The sequence below is a fragment of the Kitasatospora mediocidica KCTC 9733 genome, assembly GCF_000744225.1.
Classification (GTDB): Bacteria; Actinomycetota; Actinomycetes; order Streptomycetales; family Streptomycetaceae; genus Kitasatospora; species Kitasatospora mediocidica.
In genome coordinates this window covers 2,269,286-2,283,416 of the sequence record NZ_JQLN01000005.1, presented here as the reverse complement: position 1 = coordinate 2,283,416, position 14,131 = coordinate 2,269,286, and the positions used below count along the sequence as shown (strand labels likewise).

Genomic DNA, 14,131 nt, shown 5'->3' with positions numbered 1-14,131 from the left:
CTCGCCGCGGTGGCCCGTGGCCCCGGTCCCTCGATCGCAAACTGCCTGATTTGGTGCTGGACAGGCAAAGTCTACGATGCGGGCGCCGCGCCGGGGCCGCGGTCAGGCCAGTTCGTCCGAGTCGACCGGTTCCCAGCCCTCCATGAGCTCCTCCGGATAGGCGGCCGGCGCGGGCGCCGGAGCAGGGACGACGGCCGGCTTGCGGGCCGCGTCGCGCGGCTTCGCGGCGGCCCGGCGGCGGCCCGGGATGGCCTGCAGGGCCTCGCCGATGTCGGCCACCTCGACCACCTTCATGCCGCGCGGCACCTTGCCGGGGTCCGGCGGGACGAGCGCGTGGGTGAAGCCCAGCCGGTGCGCCTCGGCCAGCCGGCGCTGCACGCCGGTGACCCGGCGGACCTCGCCCGCCAGGCCGACCTCACCGATCGCCACCAGGTTGTTGGGCAGCGGGGTGTCGGAGGAGGAGCTGGCGACGGCCAGCGCGATGGCCAGGTCGGCGGAGGGCTCGGAGAGCTTCACGCCGCCCACGGTGGCCGTATAGATGTCCTGCTTGCCGAGCTTGACGCCGCCGTGGCGCTCCACGACGGCGAGGATCATCGCGATCCGCGGCGACTCCAGGCCCGAGGTGGTCCGGCGCGGGGAGGGGATCTGCGAGTCCACCATCAGCGCCTGCACCTCGGCCACCAGCGGCCGGCGGCCCTCCAGGGTGACCGTCAGGCAGGTTCCGGGGACGGGCTTGTCACGGCGGGTCAGGAAGAGGCCGGACGGGTCGGCGAGGCCGGAGATGCCCTCGTCGTGCAGCTCGAAGCAGCCGACCTCGTCGGTCGCGCCGTAGCGGTTCTTGATGCCGCGGATGATTCGCAGCCGGGCGTGCCGGTCGCCCTCGAAGCTGAGCACCACGTCCACCAGGTGCTCCAGCAGGCGCGGGCCGGCGATCGAGCCGTCCTTGGTGACGTGGCCGACCAGCAGGGTGGCCATCCCGCGGTCCTTGGAGGCCCGGATCAGCGCGGCCGCCACCTCGCGGACCTGGGCGGTGCCGCCGGGCGCGCCGTCCAGCTCGGCGGAGGCGATGGTCTGCACCGAGTCGAGCACCAGCAGGCCGGGGTTGACCTGGTCGACGTGGCCGAGCACCGCGCCCAGATCCGATTCGGCGGCCAGGTAGAGGTGCTCGGAGAGCGCGTTGATCCGGTCGGCGCGCAGCCGGACCTGCCCGGCCGACTCCTCACCGGTGACGTAGAGGGTGCGGTGCTGGGCGGTGGCGGCCTTGGCGGCGACGTCCAGCAGCAGGGTGGACTTGCCGACGCCGGGCTCGCCGGCCAGCAGCACCACCGCGCCGGGGACCAGGCCGCCGCCGAGCACCCGGTCCAGCTCGCTGACGCCGGTGGTGCGGGCGGTGGCCACCTGACCGTCGACCTGGCCGATCGGCCGGGCCGGGGCGCTGACCGGGCCCGCCGCGGTGGTCCGGATCGGGACGGCGCCGTACTCCTCCACCGTGCCCCAGGCGTTGCACTCCGGGCAGCGGCCGACCCATTTGGGCAGCTGGTTGCCGCACTCCGTGCAGCGGTAGGCCGGGCGGGGCTTGGCGGTGGTCTTCACGGTGCGGGCTGCCATGCGGCCCACCGTAGCGGGTGGGTCCGACAACGCCGTACCGCCGCTTTGTCAGGCAGTGGTCCGTGTTGTTACCCGAAAGAAGTACAAGGGCCGGGATCCGCCGGGGGCGCTGGGTCCGGCTCTCTACCGTCGAAGGCGTGAACACCAGCAGAGCACAGGGCCGGGCCCTGGAACAGCAGTCCGCCGACCACGTCGCGATGACCGTGCTGCCCGCCTACGGGCGGCTGGCCGACGGGCTGTTCACCTACTGCCTCTCGGTGCTCTGCGACCACGACGCGGCGCTGGCCGCCGTGCGCGAGACCCGGGAGCTTGCGCTGCGCAACGGTTCGCGGCTGGCCGCGCCCGGGCTGCTGCGCGCCTGGCTGTACTCGTTGGCGCGGTACGCCTGCATGCGACGGCTGGCCGAGGGGCTCGCGGTACCGGTGCGTCCCGCCCCGGGCGAGGCGACCCGGCGGCAGAGCGAGCTGGCCTCGCTGGCCTGGCCGGAGGCGGCGGGGACGACGGCCGAGCAGCGCGAGGCGTTGGAGCTCTCGGTCCGCCACCGGCTCACCCCGCTGGAGGTCGCCGCGGTGCTCGGCCTCGGCATCGAGGCGACCCAAGCACTGCTCGCGGCCGGCGGCGCCGAGGTCGCCCGGACCAGGAGCGCGCTGCTGGTGTTGGGCGTCGGCAACTGCCCGGAGCTGGCCCGGCTCGGCGGGCCGGGGGCCGACCACTGGCGGGCCTGGGTGCTCGGCCCGGCGCTGCGGCGCGAGCTGCTGCGGCACGTGGTGGAGTGCCCGACCTGCCGAGGGACGGCCGAACGGGTGACCGGCGAGCTGCGCGAGGGCCTCCCCGGCCTGGCGGTCCTCGCCGCTCCCGCGGCGGCCCGCACCGCGGCCCCGGACGCGGCGCCCGAGCGTCCGGCCGCGCCCGAACCGACGGCGGCGGCGACGGCGGCCGAGCCCCGACCGGTCCACTTCGACCAGCGCGGCTTCCCCCGGCACCGCGTCCCCGGGCTGCTGGACCGCCACCGCGCGGGCGGCGACCTGCACGGGCGCACCGTGCTGGTCCGCCAGCGCGCCCTCACCGCGGGCGTCCTCGCCGCCGTGCTGTCGGCCCCGCTGGTCGCCCTCTGGGTGGCGCACCGGGACGGCAGCGCGACGGACGCCGCCGCCACCGTCTCCGCCGTCCGGGTGGACAGCGGCGGGCCCGACGGGCAGCCCGACGGGCCGGTGACCGCCGTCCCGCTGCCCGGGGGCGGGGCCGGATCGACCGTGGCCGCCGCACCGGCCCTCGGCGGACAACGCGGCGGCAGCCTCTCGGCGGCCCTGCTCCACTCCGCGTCTGCAGAAACGTTGCTTCCGGCGGTCCAGGGGATCGCCGTCCCCGTCGCGTCCCCCGACGCCGTGCCGCTGGGCAGCCCCCAACTGGCCGCCGAGCCGGCTCCCCCGCTGCCGCCCGTGTCGGCCGCCGGGGGTCAGCTGACGGTCGAGGCCACCCCGTACGGCGCCCGGACCGTGCTCACCCTGACCAACACCGGCGACACCACCGTCGACTGGCAGGCCGTCACCACCTGCGACTGGCTGCGCCTGAGCCGCGACTCCGGCAGCCTGGCCCCCGGCCAGCGGATCACCGTCACCGTCACCGTCGACGACGACCGCGCCCCGCAGGATCACTGGACGGCGCAGATCGCGCTGCCCCCGTCCGAGGCCGTGGTCACGCTGGAGGGCGGCGCGGACCGGCGCGGCGGGCCGACCCCGACGCCCTCGTCCGGCCCGACCTCCGCGGGGCCCGCGCCCAGCGCGAGCGCGAAACCGAGTGGCAGCGCCAGCAGCAGCGCCGCGCCGACGCCCAGCACCGGCAGCAGCGCCAGCAGTGGGCCGAGCAGCAGCGCGCTGCCGAGCGCCACCTCCAGCTCCGGACCGACCTCCTCCGCCGGCCCCTCCTCCCAGCCCTCGGCCGGCCCGTCCGCCCGACCGACTACGTCGCCGACCACTGCCTCGCCCGTCACACCCACCACAACCGCCTCCTCCGCACCGACCCGTTGACCGTCCACCCCTTGCACTCCCCACCCCGCCCTCGCGTTGCAGCACCGGGCCGGTCGGGCATCAGTTCTGCCCGACCGAGCCAGGCTGTACGGGCTGGACGGGCGGCAGCCGGTAGGAGCCGTCCAGGACCGCGGCCTGCGGCTGGTAGAGGCGGATCATCGGACGGAAGTCGCCCTCCGGCGTCGGCAGCCAGTTGGCCGCCTGCGCCGCGGTGGCCGGCCGCTCGCGCTGGAGGTAGAGGGTGAGCGAGCCGTCCTCGGCGTACACCAGGCCCGGCGTGCGGTCGCCGATCGAGTAGCGATCGTCCGGGTTGGCGACCAGGAAGTAGTCGGGCAGCGCGTACATGGTGACCGACCAGAACGCGTCCACCGGCGGCGGGCTGTCGAAGGACAGCATGTACGCCTGCGCGCCGGTCAGCTGCTTGCCCTCGGCGTCGGCGAAGGTGCTGGCGTAGACCGCCTCGTAGGCGTGGTTGCCCCAGAGGCCCTCGCGCGCGGCGACGGCGCGGGTGAGGTAGGCCGCCCGGCGGTCCGGGATCCGCCACTGCGGGTCGTCCACCGTGCCGGGGCCCAGGTGGTCGATGTTGTAGTCGAACAGGTGCAGGTTGAAGCTCCAGTCACCGGCCGGAGTGCCCTCGGGCGGCCTGGTCGCCGCCTCGATCCGCTCCTTGCCGGCCGCCAGCCCCCTGGCCAGCGCGGCCGCCCAGTCGGCGTGCGTCGCGGTGTACGGCGACGGGCCGGCGTCGAGCAGACCGAGCGGGGCGAACCGCTGCTGGTACTCGACGTCCGGCGCGGCGGGCGGGAAGGCCGCCATCCAGAGCCGCAGCCGCTCGAAGAAGCGCAGCTCCTCGGGGACCGCCGGGTCGGGCTGCGGAAGTCCGGCGGGCACACCGCCCGGCTCCAGCGCGGTGAGCGTCAGCTGCCGCTGGAGCGCGGCCACCCGCGGCAGGTCCGCCGGGCCGTCGCAGGCGCTGCGCCCGACGATGCTGGCGACCGTGGTGGGCGAGGTGATCACGGGCATCCCGTCCGGCGGGGTGCCGTGCCAGCCGGGCGGGACGATCAGCCAGGTCTGCTCGGCGGTACCGGTGGCGCGGCGGCCCACGTAGGCGAAGTTGTTGCTCCAGGCGTCGACGAACTGCAGCACGTAGTAGGCCCCGGCGTAGTCCGGCACGTGCAGGACCTGCGGGCCCTCGGAGAGGTCCAGTTGGGCGACTGAGTAGACGGTGTCGTTGTTCACCGAGACGAAGTGCTCCTGCGGGCCGGCCAGCTGGTCGGCGTGGGCGAAACGGTTCGCCGGGCCCGGCCCGACCGCGCCGAAGCCCTCGCGGAGGAAGCGGTCGACCATGCTGAGGTCAAAGACCAGCGGATAGCCGTAGACGTACGCGTCGGCGGCCAGGGCGGACAGGGCGACGTGGTCGTGCTCGGGCATGCGGGGTCCTTACAACGGGGGTGGCGGGTGTCAGGGGGCCGGGCTCAGGGGGCCGGGGTGAGCGGCGGGAGGCTCCAACTGCCGTCCGTGACGGCCGGATCCGGCCCGTACACCCGGATGACCAGGGCGAACGGGCCGTCCGGCGCGGGCAGCCAGTTGGCGGCCCGGGCGGGGTCGACGGGCTGCCGGTGGGACACCCACAGGGTCAGCCCGCCGTCCGCGTCGTGGACCAGGCCGGGGGTGCGGTCGCCGATCGAGTAGCGCCCGATGGCATTGGCCACCAGCAGGCGGTCCGGGAGCCCGTACAGGGTCGCCGACCAGAAGAACCGGGCCGGCGGCAGCCGCCCGGGCGGGAAGCGCAGCAGGTAGTCGCGCTGGTGCGCGTCGGGCGGGCGGTGGCCCTCGCTGTCCTGCGGCCAACCGCCGTACCAGGCCTCCTCGGTGGGCAGCCCGTACAGGCCCTCCCGCACGCCGACCGCGCGGCGCAGGTAGTCGGTGCCGAGCTGCGCCCGGGTGCCGAACAGGCCGGCCGAGTCCGCCGCCCCGGCGGACGCCCGGTCCAGCTGTGCGCGGGCGTCCGCGATGCCCAGCAGGACCGCCTCACGGACCGCGGCGGGCAGCGCGGCGGGCTCGAAGTCACCGGACCCGATGCCCAGTTCGGCGAGGCGGCCGCGCAGGTCGGCGTCGGCGGGGAGCTCCGGGAAGAAGCCGAGCAGGAAGTCCAGGAAGCCGAAGAACTCGATGCCGTACCGGGCTTCCTCGCGCCAGAGCGGCCAGACGGGCTCGGCCGCCGGGGGCGGCGGCTCGGTGCCGAGATGGGCGCTGAGCGGGCGCAGGCGGTACTGCTCCTGGACGGCGGCCAGCTGCGGGACGTCCTCGGGGCCGGCCAGGTACGTCCGGCCGAGGATGCCGACCAACTGGGTGTCCGCGTGCAGCACGCCGTCGAAGCCCTCGGGGGCGGCGGGGTGCGCGACGGCCTGGGTGGGGCCGGTGACCAGGTAGCGGCCGGCCCCCGGGCCGGTGGTGCGGGAGCCGACGAAGCCGACGTAGCTGGTGTCCAGGTCGTGCAGGGCCAGCACGTAGTAGCGGTCGGTCGCCGGGACCTCGACCACCCAGGGCTCGGTGCGCAGGTCCAGCCAGGCCCAGGAGTACGGGGTGTCGTTGTTGGGCGTGACCACGTCGGTGTTGGCCGGGCCGAACGGCTGCGGGTAGTGCCGGAACGTCCCGAAGCCGCCGACATGGCGGGGATCCGCGTCGTCGACGGCCTGCGGGTACATCGTGCGGTAGTTCTCGACCAGGGCGAAGCCCCAGATCCAGCCCTCGGCCGCGGTCCGGCGGGCCTCCTCGGGCGTGGGCGGGGTGAGCGGGCCGAGCGGCAGTCCGGTCGGGGTGAAGCTGACGGCGCTCAGGTCGCCGCGCGCCGGGTCAGCCGAGGTCTCGCCCGCCATCTGTTCGCTCCCACCGTCGTCAGAAGTGCTGACAGGTGGATGCTACGTGCACAGCAGGTGATCGGCATGTCGCCGTGCGTACGCTCAGCGGGGTGGGGGGAGCCGGTCCAGGAAGACCTGGAAGGCGGTCGGCCTGATCGCGGCGTCCCCCGCGAACGGGAAGTTCAACTCCTTGATGACGACCAGGGAGAGCACCACCAGGCCGCCCAGCGACAGCACCATCAGGGTGTGCGCCAGGGTGTTGGGCAGGCCGAAGAGGAAGGTGAAGCCGACCGTGAGCACCGCGCCCAGGATCAGCGCCACCCAGAGCAGCACCGGGACCTCGTCGTCCACCTCGTTCAGCCGGGCGCGGCGCTCGGAGGCCAGGTCCTCGACATGGGCCACCGCGTGTTCGTAGAGCACCTGCTGCTGGTCGCCGACGGGGGTGATCGAGAAGACCGTGTCGCGGATCTGGTAGACCAGTTGGGTCGCGGCGGGGCTGCTCTCGTGGTGCGACATCAGCGGCCACTCGGTGGTCATCACGGTCTGCGCGTACGCGAGCGTCTCGTGCTCCAGCTGCGGCCCGACCGGGGCGGGCAGGTCCCGGGAGATCCAGTAGATCCCGGCGAGTGCGTCGGCCTCCTTGAAGGTGGTCTGCCGGGCCGAGTCGTTGGCCGTCCAGACGGTGATCACGACGAAGCCCAGCAGCACCGCGTAGAGCACGCCGACGGCGGCGAAGATGAAGCCGGCGACGTCGTTGTGGGCCTCCCGTACGTGGTGGGGGATGAAGCGCTGGAGGAACCGGAGGGCTACCGCCAGGACGACCAGGACGAGGAGGACGGTGCCTATGTCCGAAAAGCTCATGTGAGGGCGGTCCTTCAGTGGGTTCGGCGGGTCACCAGCTCGGCCAGGACGAGGAGTTCGTCGGCCGCCTCGGGCACCGGCACCGCCGCCGCGAGGTGCTCGATGGCCGCGGCCATCCGCTCGCAGGACTCGCCCTGTGCCCAGGCGCGGCCGCCCGCGCGGTCCACCGCGTCGGCGGCCCGGTGCAACTCGTCGTCGGTCAGCGGGCGGTCGAGTGCGTAGAGCGCGGCCAGCTCGGCGCCGGCCTCGGTGCCCGAGCAGAGCGCGTGCACCACTGGGAGCGACTTCTTACGGGCCAGCAGGTCCGCGCCGGCCGGCTTCCCGGTGACGTCGGGGTCGCCCCAGATCCCGATCAGGTCGTCGATCAACTGGAAGGCGAGGCCGATCTCGCGCCCGAAGGCGTCCATCGCCCGCGCGGCCTCCTCGCCCGCCCCCGCGTACAGCGCGCCGACCGCGCAGGCGCAGCCGAGCAGCGCCCCGGTCTTGGCCTCCGCCATCGCCAGGCACTCGTCGAGGGTGACCGAGCTGCGCTGTTCGAAGGCGCAGTCGGCCTGTTGGCCGTCGCAGAGTTCGACCACGCACTGGGCGAGCCGGCGCATCGCCGCGGCGGCGGCCGGGTGCGGGTCCTCGGCGAGGGTGCGCAGCGCGAGGGAGTGCATCGCGTCGCCGGCCAGGATGGCCTCGGTCGACCCGAACACCCGCCAGGCGGTGAGGCGGTGACGGCGCGTCTCGTCGCGGTCGATCACGTCGTCGTGCAGCAGCGTGAAGTTGTGCACCAGCTCGACGGCGGCGGCTGCTGCCACGGCGGACGGCCGGGCGTCGGGCCCGGCCGGGGCGCGCGGCGCGCAGGCCTGGGCGGCCGCGAGGACGAGGGCGGGGCGGATGGCCTTGCCGGGATCGGCGTCCGAGAGCGTGCCGTCGGCCTCCCGCCAGCCGAAGTGGTAGGCGCCGATCCGTGCCATCGACTCCGGCATGGAGTCGACGGCGGTGCGCAGGACGGGGTCGACGACGGCGCGGGTGCGGGCCAGGATCTCGGCCGCGGTGCGCTCCTCGGCCGGGCCCGACCGTGGCTGTGGGTCGACGGCGGTGTGCGTCGGCCAGGACCGGCCGGTGCGGCCCGGGCGGTCCTGGTTGTCGCGGCTGAGCGTGTGCGTGCCCATGACTGCTGGTCCCCCCAGATGTCGGACGTGCGTGCGAGTTTCGTGGATCTCTGCCGGACGGAGGTCGGCGAACGTCGCGAGATGCGGCGGTGCGGACGACGGACCCGGCAGCCTGGGCTGCCGGATCCGTCGGGTCGAACCGCCGTGCGCCCGCCGCCGCGGGAATTGCCCGGGGCGGCGGACAAGGGGTCTGTCAGTCCCTGGGACGGGCGATTTCGACGTTCTCCAGGACGCCGATGGCATCCGGCACCAGAATGGCGGCCGAATAGTAGGCGCTCACCAGGTAGGAGATGATCGCCTTCTCGTTGATTCCCATGAATCGGACCGAGAGGCTGGGCTGGTACTCGTCCGGAATTCCGGTCTGGTGCAGGCCGATCACACCCTGGTTGTCCTCACCGACACGCATCGCGAGCACGGAGCTGGTGTGGCCGTCCACGATCGGGATCTTGTTGCACGGGAAGACCGGCACGCCGCGCCAGGCCGGGACGTGGTGGCCGTGCACCTCCAGCGGGGCCGGGTAGAGGCCCCGGCTGTTGCACTCGCGGCTGAACGCGGCGATCGTCCGCGGGTGGGCCAGGAAGAACTTGGTGCCACGGCGGCGGCTCAGCAGCTCGTCGAAGTCGTCCGGGGTGGGCGGGCCGGAGTGGGTCTGGATGCGCTGGTCGTAGTCGGCGTTCTGCAGCAGGCCGAATTCGGGGTTGTTGATCAGCTCGTGTTCCTGGCGCTCCCGGAGCGCCTCGATGGTCAGCCGCAACTGCTGCTCGATCTGGTTCATCGGCTGGTTGTAGAGGTCGGCGACCCGGCTGTGCACCTGGAGCACGGTCTGCGCGACGCTCAGCTCGTACTCACGCGGCGCCAGCTCGTAGTCGACGAAGGTACCGGGGAGTTCGTGCTCGCCCTCGTGGCCGGCGGCGAGTTCGATCTCCCGCTCACCGTGCTTGTTCTGGGACTGCTGCGAGTCGGCGAGGAACTGCAGGACCTGGTCGCGCAGCGCCTCGGAACGGTCGGCCAGCTCCTGGAAGGACGGCCACGGCAGGGCCAGCAGGGTGCCGGCCGTGGCGGCCTTGACGCCGTACGCCCAGACGCCGTCGGAGTCGGTCAGCGCCTCGTCGCCCAGGTGGTCGCCGTCGGCCAGCAGCCCGACGACGGCCTGCTCGCCGTACTTGCTGGTGCCGACCTTGTTCACCTTGCCGTGCGCGATCAGGAAGATCTCGTTGATCGGCTGCCCGGCCTCGACCAGGACCTCGCCCGGCTGGAAGTCGCGCTGGGCGAACCGGGTCGCCAGCTCCTCCAGCAGAGCCGCGTCCTGGAAGCCGCGCAGCACCGGGATCTCACCGAGCGTGGGCGGCACTACGCGCACCGAGGCGCCCGTCTTCACGAAGCTGACCCGGCCCCTCCCCACCGCGTAGTTCAGTCGGCGGTTGACCCGGTACGTTCCACCGGCCACCTGGGTCCAGGGCAGCATCCGCAGCAACCAGCGCGAGCTGATTCCCTGCATCTGCGGCTCGGACTTGGTGGTGGTCGCGAGGTTCTTGGCGGCTGCAGTACCAAGGCTCAGCTGCTGCTGGCCGCCCTGTGCAGGAATACCAACATTGGTCTCAGTCGTCATGCCCGGACTCTCCCCCAAGAAGGTTCAGGTTGTTGAGATCAGAGTGACGCCCGAATGGCGGTCAGACAATCACTCGTTCGGGTGACTGAAGAGTCGGAGTAATTAGTACGACTGGATATTGTGCACGATTTCCCGCTAATCCAGCGAAAAATCTATTCATATTCGGTCAGAAGTTGTCGTAAGTCGATGCAGGGCGGTCGGCCCCAGCCTGACCCCCGGCCTCCGGCCCGGCGTACCGAGCCGCTCGCGCGACCGCTACAGTTCCGCCTCAAGGGCAGCGCCGGAGTACCGGCCACCCGAGCAGCGGGCGTGCCCGAGGCCCCCGTCGGCATGCGCCGGACGAGCCCGGACCCGAGACCGGGCCGGGTCGCGGCCCCCGTCAACCGCCCCGCTCCGCAGGGAGACCGCCATGAGCGCGCCCGTACGGGTCTGGCTTAACCGGACCTACGCCGAAAACGTCTTCTTCATCGGTCAGTTGCGGTCGAATCCGGACAGCCGGGCGGTCACGGTGTTCGCCACCCACACCGACCCCGACTCCCCGGTACTCGCCGCCGCCGACCACGCCGCCCTCGAACCGGACGGCCTCGGCGCCGAGGCCTACACCGACTACGCCCTGGACTACTGCGCCCGCAACGCCGTCGACGTCTTCGTCCCCCGGCTGCACCAGTACGCGGTCGGCCTGCACCGTGAGGCCTTCGCGGCGCTCGGCACCGCACTGGCCACCCCGCCGCCGCACGCCGTGGCGGCGCTGGCGAACAAGGCCGACGGCTACCTCGCGATGGCAGCCGCCGGCCTGCCGGTCCCGCCCTGGTGGCGGGTCCGGACCGCGGCGGAGCTGCTGGAGGCGGTCGAGCTGATCGAGGCCGCCGGCGACCGGCCCTGCCTCAAGCCGGTGGCCGGCGCGGGCGGCCAGGGGTTCCGGGTGCTCTCCCGGCAGCCGTTCTCCCTCGACCGGCTGGACGGCAGCCCCGATCCGACCGTCCCGCTGGACCAGGTGCTGCGGGCGCTGAGCGGTGCCGGGGCGGCGGTGGACTGGCTGGTGATGCCCTTCCTGGCGGGCCCGGAGATCTCCGTCGACTGCCTGGCCGCGCCCGACGGCACACCGATCGCCGCGATCGGACGGACCAAGCAGGGCCGGCGGCGCGGCTTCACCCTGGACCCCGCCTATCTGGCGCCCGCCCGGGAGCTGGTCGCGCACTTCGGAGTCGGGTACCTCTCCAACGTGCAGTTCCGCCACCACCGCGGCCGGCCGGTGCTGCTGGACGTCAACACCCGTCCGTCCGGTGGGCTGCACCAGCTGTCGCGCTGCGGGCTCAATCTGCCGTGGGCGGCCGTCCGGCTGGCGCTCGGCGAGCGGGTCGAGCCGTTCCAGCCGCTCGCGGTGGGGGCGGACTACACGCTGGTGTCGGGGGTCCAGTCGGTGCTGGCGGAGCTGCTGCGGCCGGAGGTCGTGGCCCAGGACCTGCGAGTCCCGGCCTGACGCGGCACTAGAGTGGCCCGTCCCAGTCGAGGGTGGGCGGCAGCCAGCCCTCCAGGGTGAGCAGCCAGCGTTTGACGTCGATGCCCACCAGCCCGCCGCCGAAGCCGCCGAGACCGTCGGCGGCCACCACCCGGTGGCAGGGCACCAGCAGGGCTATCGGGTTGGCGCCCATCATCGAGCCGACCGTCCGGGCCGCCAGCCCCGGGCTGTCCGCGATCTCCTCGAACACCCCGCTGCGCTCGGCGAGCCGGCCGTAGGTGACGGTCTCGCCGTACGGCACGGTGCGGTACAGCGTCTCCAGCACCACCCGGTGCGGTCCGGTCGCCAGCCGCAGGTCCAGCGGGAGCCCCAACTCCCGCCGCTTGCCCGCGAAGTACTCCTCGAAGCCGGTCAGCACCGCGGCCACCCGGCGCTCGTCGGCGCAGCGCGGGGCACCGGCCTGCGCGGACGGCACGTACTGCGCCGCGGCCACCCCCAGGTCGGTGACGCCGACGGCCATCGGCCCGCTGGGCAACGGCGTCGGCACGGTGATCCACCCGATCTGCACGTCTCTCACTCTGCCACCGCGCCGCCGTCCGACGCCAACCGGTCCAGACCCGGATCTGCCACCAGCGACTGGGTGTCGGGCCCCGGTCCGTGCAGCTCCTGCAGGGTGGTCTCGCGTTCCCAGCGTGCCAGGTGGGACCGGGCCGCGCAGCCCGGGCCCGCGCGGTGAGGCCCCGGCGATGTGCAACTACCGGACAGTGGCAGCTTTTTCCGGCCATGGTGCTGCGAGGATTTCCGCGGCGGGGGCCAGCGGCGCACAGCGCCAGCAGAGAGAGGACTCGCCACATGCCGAGCCAGGACGAGTGGGACGCCGTCGTGGTGGGAGCCGGAATCGGGGGGCTGGTCTGTGCCGCCTACCTGGCCGTCGCGGGACGCCGGGTCCTGGTCCTGGAACAGCACGACGTCGCGGGTGGCAGCACGCATGTCTTCCGGCGGCGCCGGGCCTACGAGTTCGACGTCGGCGTGCACTACCTGGGCGACTGCGGACCGGACGGCATGCTCCCGGCGATCTTCGGCGGTCTGGGGCTCGCCGACCGGGTGAGCTACCGGGAGTTGGACCCCGAGGGCTTCGACCGGATCGTCCTGCCGGGCGTCACGCTGGACATGCCGGCCGGCTGGCCCGGCTACCGCCGGCGCCTCAAGGAGGCGGTCCCGCAGGACGCGGCGGGCATCGACACCTTCCTCGACGTCTGCGCGGCCGTCGCCGCCGAGATGCGCGCGACGCTGCTGGCCGACGAGCAGCTGACCGTCGCCGAACTGGTCCGGCGCACACCGACGGTGCTCAGCTGGGGACAGCGGCCGCTCACCGCGCTGTTCGAGCACTGCGGCCTCTCCGCCCGGACCCGCACACTCCTCGCCGCGCAGTCCCCCAACTACGGCATGGGCCCGGCCCAGGTGACCGTGGCGATCCACGCGAGCGTGACCGACCACTACCTGCGCGGCGCCTACTACCCGGTCGGCGGCGGCCAGATGCTGGCCGCCGCGCTGGTGGAGGCGCTGGAGGCGAACGGCGGCGAGTTGCGCACCCGCCGCCGGGCCGAGCGGATCACCGTCGAGGACGGCGCGGTCACCGGCGTGCTCCTGGACGACGGTTCGTCGGTCCGCACCGACCTGGTGGTCTCCAACGCGGACTACCCGCGAACCGTGCTGGAGCTGGTCGGCGCACAGCACTTCACCCGCCGGCTGGCCGCGCGGACCAGCGCCGCCGTGATGACGTACCCGTTCGCCTCGCTCTTCGTGGCGCTGGACACCGAACTGCCGCAACGCCCGAACGCCAACCTCTGGTGGTACCGCGGCGAGGACGTCGAGCAGGACTACGCCCGCCTCGCCGCCGGTGAACTCGACCCCGTTCCCTTCCTGTTCGTCTCCTTCGCCTCGCTGAAGGACCCCGGCTCCGGCTCGGTCTGCCCGCCGGGGCACAGCAACTTCCAGGTGATGACGCTCTGCCCGCCCGACCACGCCTGGTGGGGACTGGACGAGGAACCCGCGCCCGGCACCCGCGGCACCCGCTACCGCCGCAGCGACGGCTACCTGGCCCGCAAGCGGCAGCTCACCGAGGCGATGCTCGACGCGGCCGAGGAGGCGATCGGCCCGTTCCGCTCGCACATCGTGCACCTGGAGTCGGCCTCGCCGATGACCCAGGAGCGCTACACCCTGGCCACCGGCGGCACCCCGTTCGGCCTGGCCCGCTGGGGCACCGAGCACCACCGCCCCGACACCCGCACGACCGTGCGCGGCCTGCACGTGGTCGGCGCGAGCGTGCGGTACGGCAGCGGGGTGACCGGGGTGGCGGTGGGCGGCCTGGCCTGCGCCGGGCAGATCCTGGGCCGCCGGCTCGTCCACGAGGTCCACGCCGGCCGGGTGCTCGGCGACCCGTCCCGGCTCCCCGAACGCGCCGCCGGCTGGGACCCGCTGGCCGTCTCCCGCGGCCTGGCCCGCCGCACCGCCCGCGGCCTCGCCAGGATCGGCTGACGCCGGGGCTG

10 protein-coding genes are annotated in these 14,131 nt (G+C 73.8%); 3 read left to right on the top strand and 7 right to left on the bottom strand.

Translation table 11 applies throughout. The features are described 5' to 3' along the window. Positions 1–102: 102 nt before the first annotated feature. Positions 103–1,608, bottom strand: a complete 1,506-nt coding sequence (gene radA, locus BS80_RS24195; RefSeq protein ID WP_035800572.1) for a DNA repair protein RadA — start codon at positions 1,606–1,608, stop codon at positions 103–105. Positions 1,609–1,745: 137 nt separating this feature from the next. Here radA and BS80_RS24190 point away from each other — a divergent pair, with 137 nt between their 5' ends. Next, positions 1,746–3,635, top strand: coding sequence for a BACON domain-containing protein (locus BS80_RS24190; protein ID WP_051966982.1), 1,890 nt, complete (start codon positions 1,746–1,748; stop codon positions 3,633–3,635). Positions 3,636–3,695: 60 nt separating this feature from the next. Here BS80_RS24190 and BS80_RS24185 read toward each other — a convergent pair whose 3' ends face one another. The 5 genes from BS80_RS24185 to BS80_RS24165 form a co-directional block, all read right to left on the bottom strand. Then, a complete protein-coding gene (locus tag BS80_RS24185; protein ID WP_035800569.1) occupies positions 3,696–5,063 on the bottom strand; it encodes a DUF1254 domain-containing protein in 1,368 nt (455 codons plus the stop codon). Positions 5,064–5,107: 44 nt separating this feature from the next. Next, entirely contained in the window at positions 5,108–6,511 is a 1,404-nt protein-coding gene (locus tag BS80_RS24180; protein WP_083975146.1) for a DUF1254 domain-containing protein, read from the bottom strand. An 84-nt stretch (positions 6,512–6,595) separates the two neighbouring features. Then, positions 6,596–7,354, bottom strand: a complete 759-nt coding sequence (locus BS80_RS24175) for a bestrophin-like domain (protein ID WP_035800567.1) — start codon at positions 7,352–7,354, stop codon at positions 6,596–6,598. Between the two features lie 14 nt (positions 7,355–7,368). After that, positions 7,369–8,514, bottom strand: a complete 1,146-nt coding sequence (locus BS80_RS24170; RefSeq protein WP_035800565.1) for a family 2 encapsulin nanocompartment cargo protein polyprenyl transferase — start codon at positions 8,512–8,514, stop codon at positions 7,369–7,371. 193 nt (positions 8,515–8,707) lie between these two features. Continuing rightward, positions 8,708–10,123, bottom strand: coding sequence for a family 2B encapsulin nanocompartment shell protein (locus BS80_RS24165; RefSeq protein ID WP_035800563.1), 1,416 nt, complete (start codon positions 10,121–10,123; stop codon positions 8,708–8,710). Between the two features lie 409 nt (positions 10,124–10,532). Between BS80_RS24165 and BS80_RS24160 the strand changes: the two genes are divergently transcribed. Beyond that, positions 10,533–11,603 carry an ATP-grasp domain-containing protein gene (locus tag BS80_RS24160; RefSeq protein WP_051966981.1) on the top strand — a complete coding sequence of 357 codons (1,071 nt, stop codon included), beginning with the start codon at positions 10,533–10,535 and terminating at the stop codon, positions 11,601–11,603. A gap of 7 nt (positions 11,604–11,610) precedes the next feature. On the opposite strand, the gene BS80_RS24155 is transcribed toward BS80_RS24160, so the two are convergent. Continuing rightward, entirely contained in the window at positions 11,611–12,150 is a 540-nt protein-coding gene (locus tag BS80_RS24155) for a methylated-DNA--[protein]-cysteine S-methyltransferase (protein ID WP_035800560.1), read from the bottom strand. Positions 12,151–12,434: 284 nt separating this feature from the next. Here BS80_RS24155 and BS80_RS24150 point away from each other — a divergent pair, with 284 nt between their 5' ends. Next, the gene (locus BS80_RS24150; protein ID WP_035800557.1) at positions 12,435–14,120 is read left to right on the top strand and encodes a phytoene desaturase family protein; all 1,686 of its coding nucleotides are present in this window, start codon (positions 12,435–12,437) and stop codon (positions 14,118–14,120) included. The last annotated feature ends 11 nt before the right edge of the window (positions 14,121–14,131 follow it).

Coding starts and splice junctions, on each gene's coding strand:
- radA (WP_035800572.1), bottom strand. CDS start 1,608: ATGGCAGCCCGCACCGTGAAGACCACCGCCAAGCCCCGCCCGGCCTAC.
- BS80_RS24185 (WP_035800569.1), bottom strand. CDS start 5,063: ATGCCCGAGCACGACCACGTCGCCCTGTCCGCCCTGGCCGCCGACGCG.
- BS80_RS24180 (WP_083975146.1), bottom strand. CDS start 6,511: ATGGCGGGCGAGACCTCGGCTGACCCGGCGCGCGGCGACCTGAGCGCC.
- BS80_RS24175 (WP_035800567.1), bottom strand. CDS start 7,354: ATGAGCTTTTCGGACATAGGCACCGTCCTCCTCGTCCTGGTCGTCCTG.
- BS80_RS24170 (WP_035800565.1), bottom strand. CDS start 8,514: ATGGGCACGCACACGCTCAGCCGCGACAACCAGGACCGCCCGGGCCGC.
- BS80_RS24165 (WP_035800563.1), bottom strand. CDS start 10,123: ATGACGACTGAGACCAATGTTGGTATTCCTGCACAGGGCGGCCAGCAG.
- BS80_RS24160 (WP_051966981.1), top strand. CDS start 10,533: ATGAGCGCGCCCGTACGGGTCTGGCTTAACCGGACCTACGCCGAAAAC.
- BS80_RS24150 (WP_035800557.1), top strand. CDS start 12,435: ATGCCGAGCCAGGACGAGTGGGACGCCGTCGTGGTGGGAGCCGGAATC.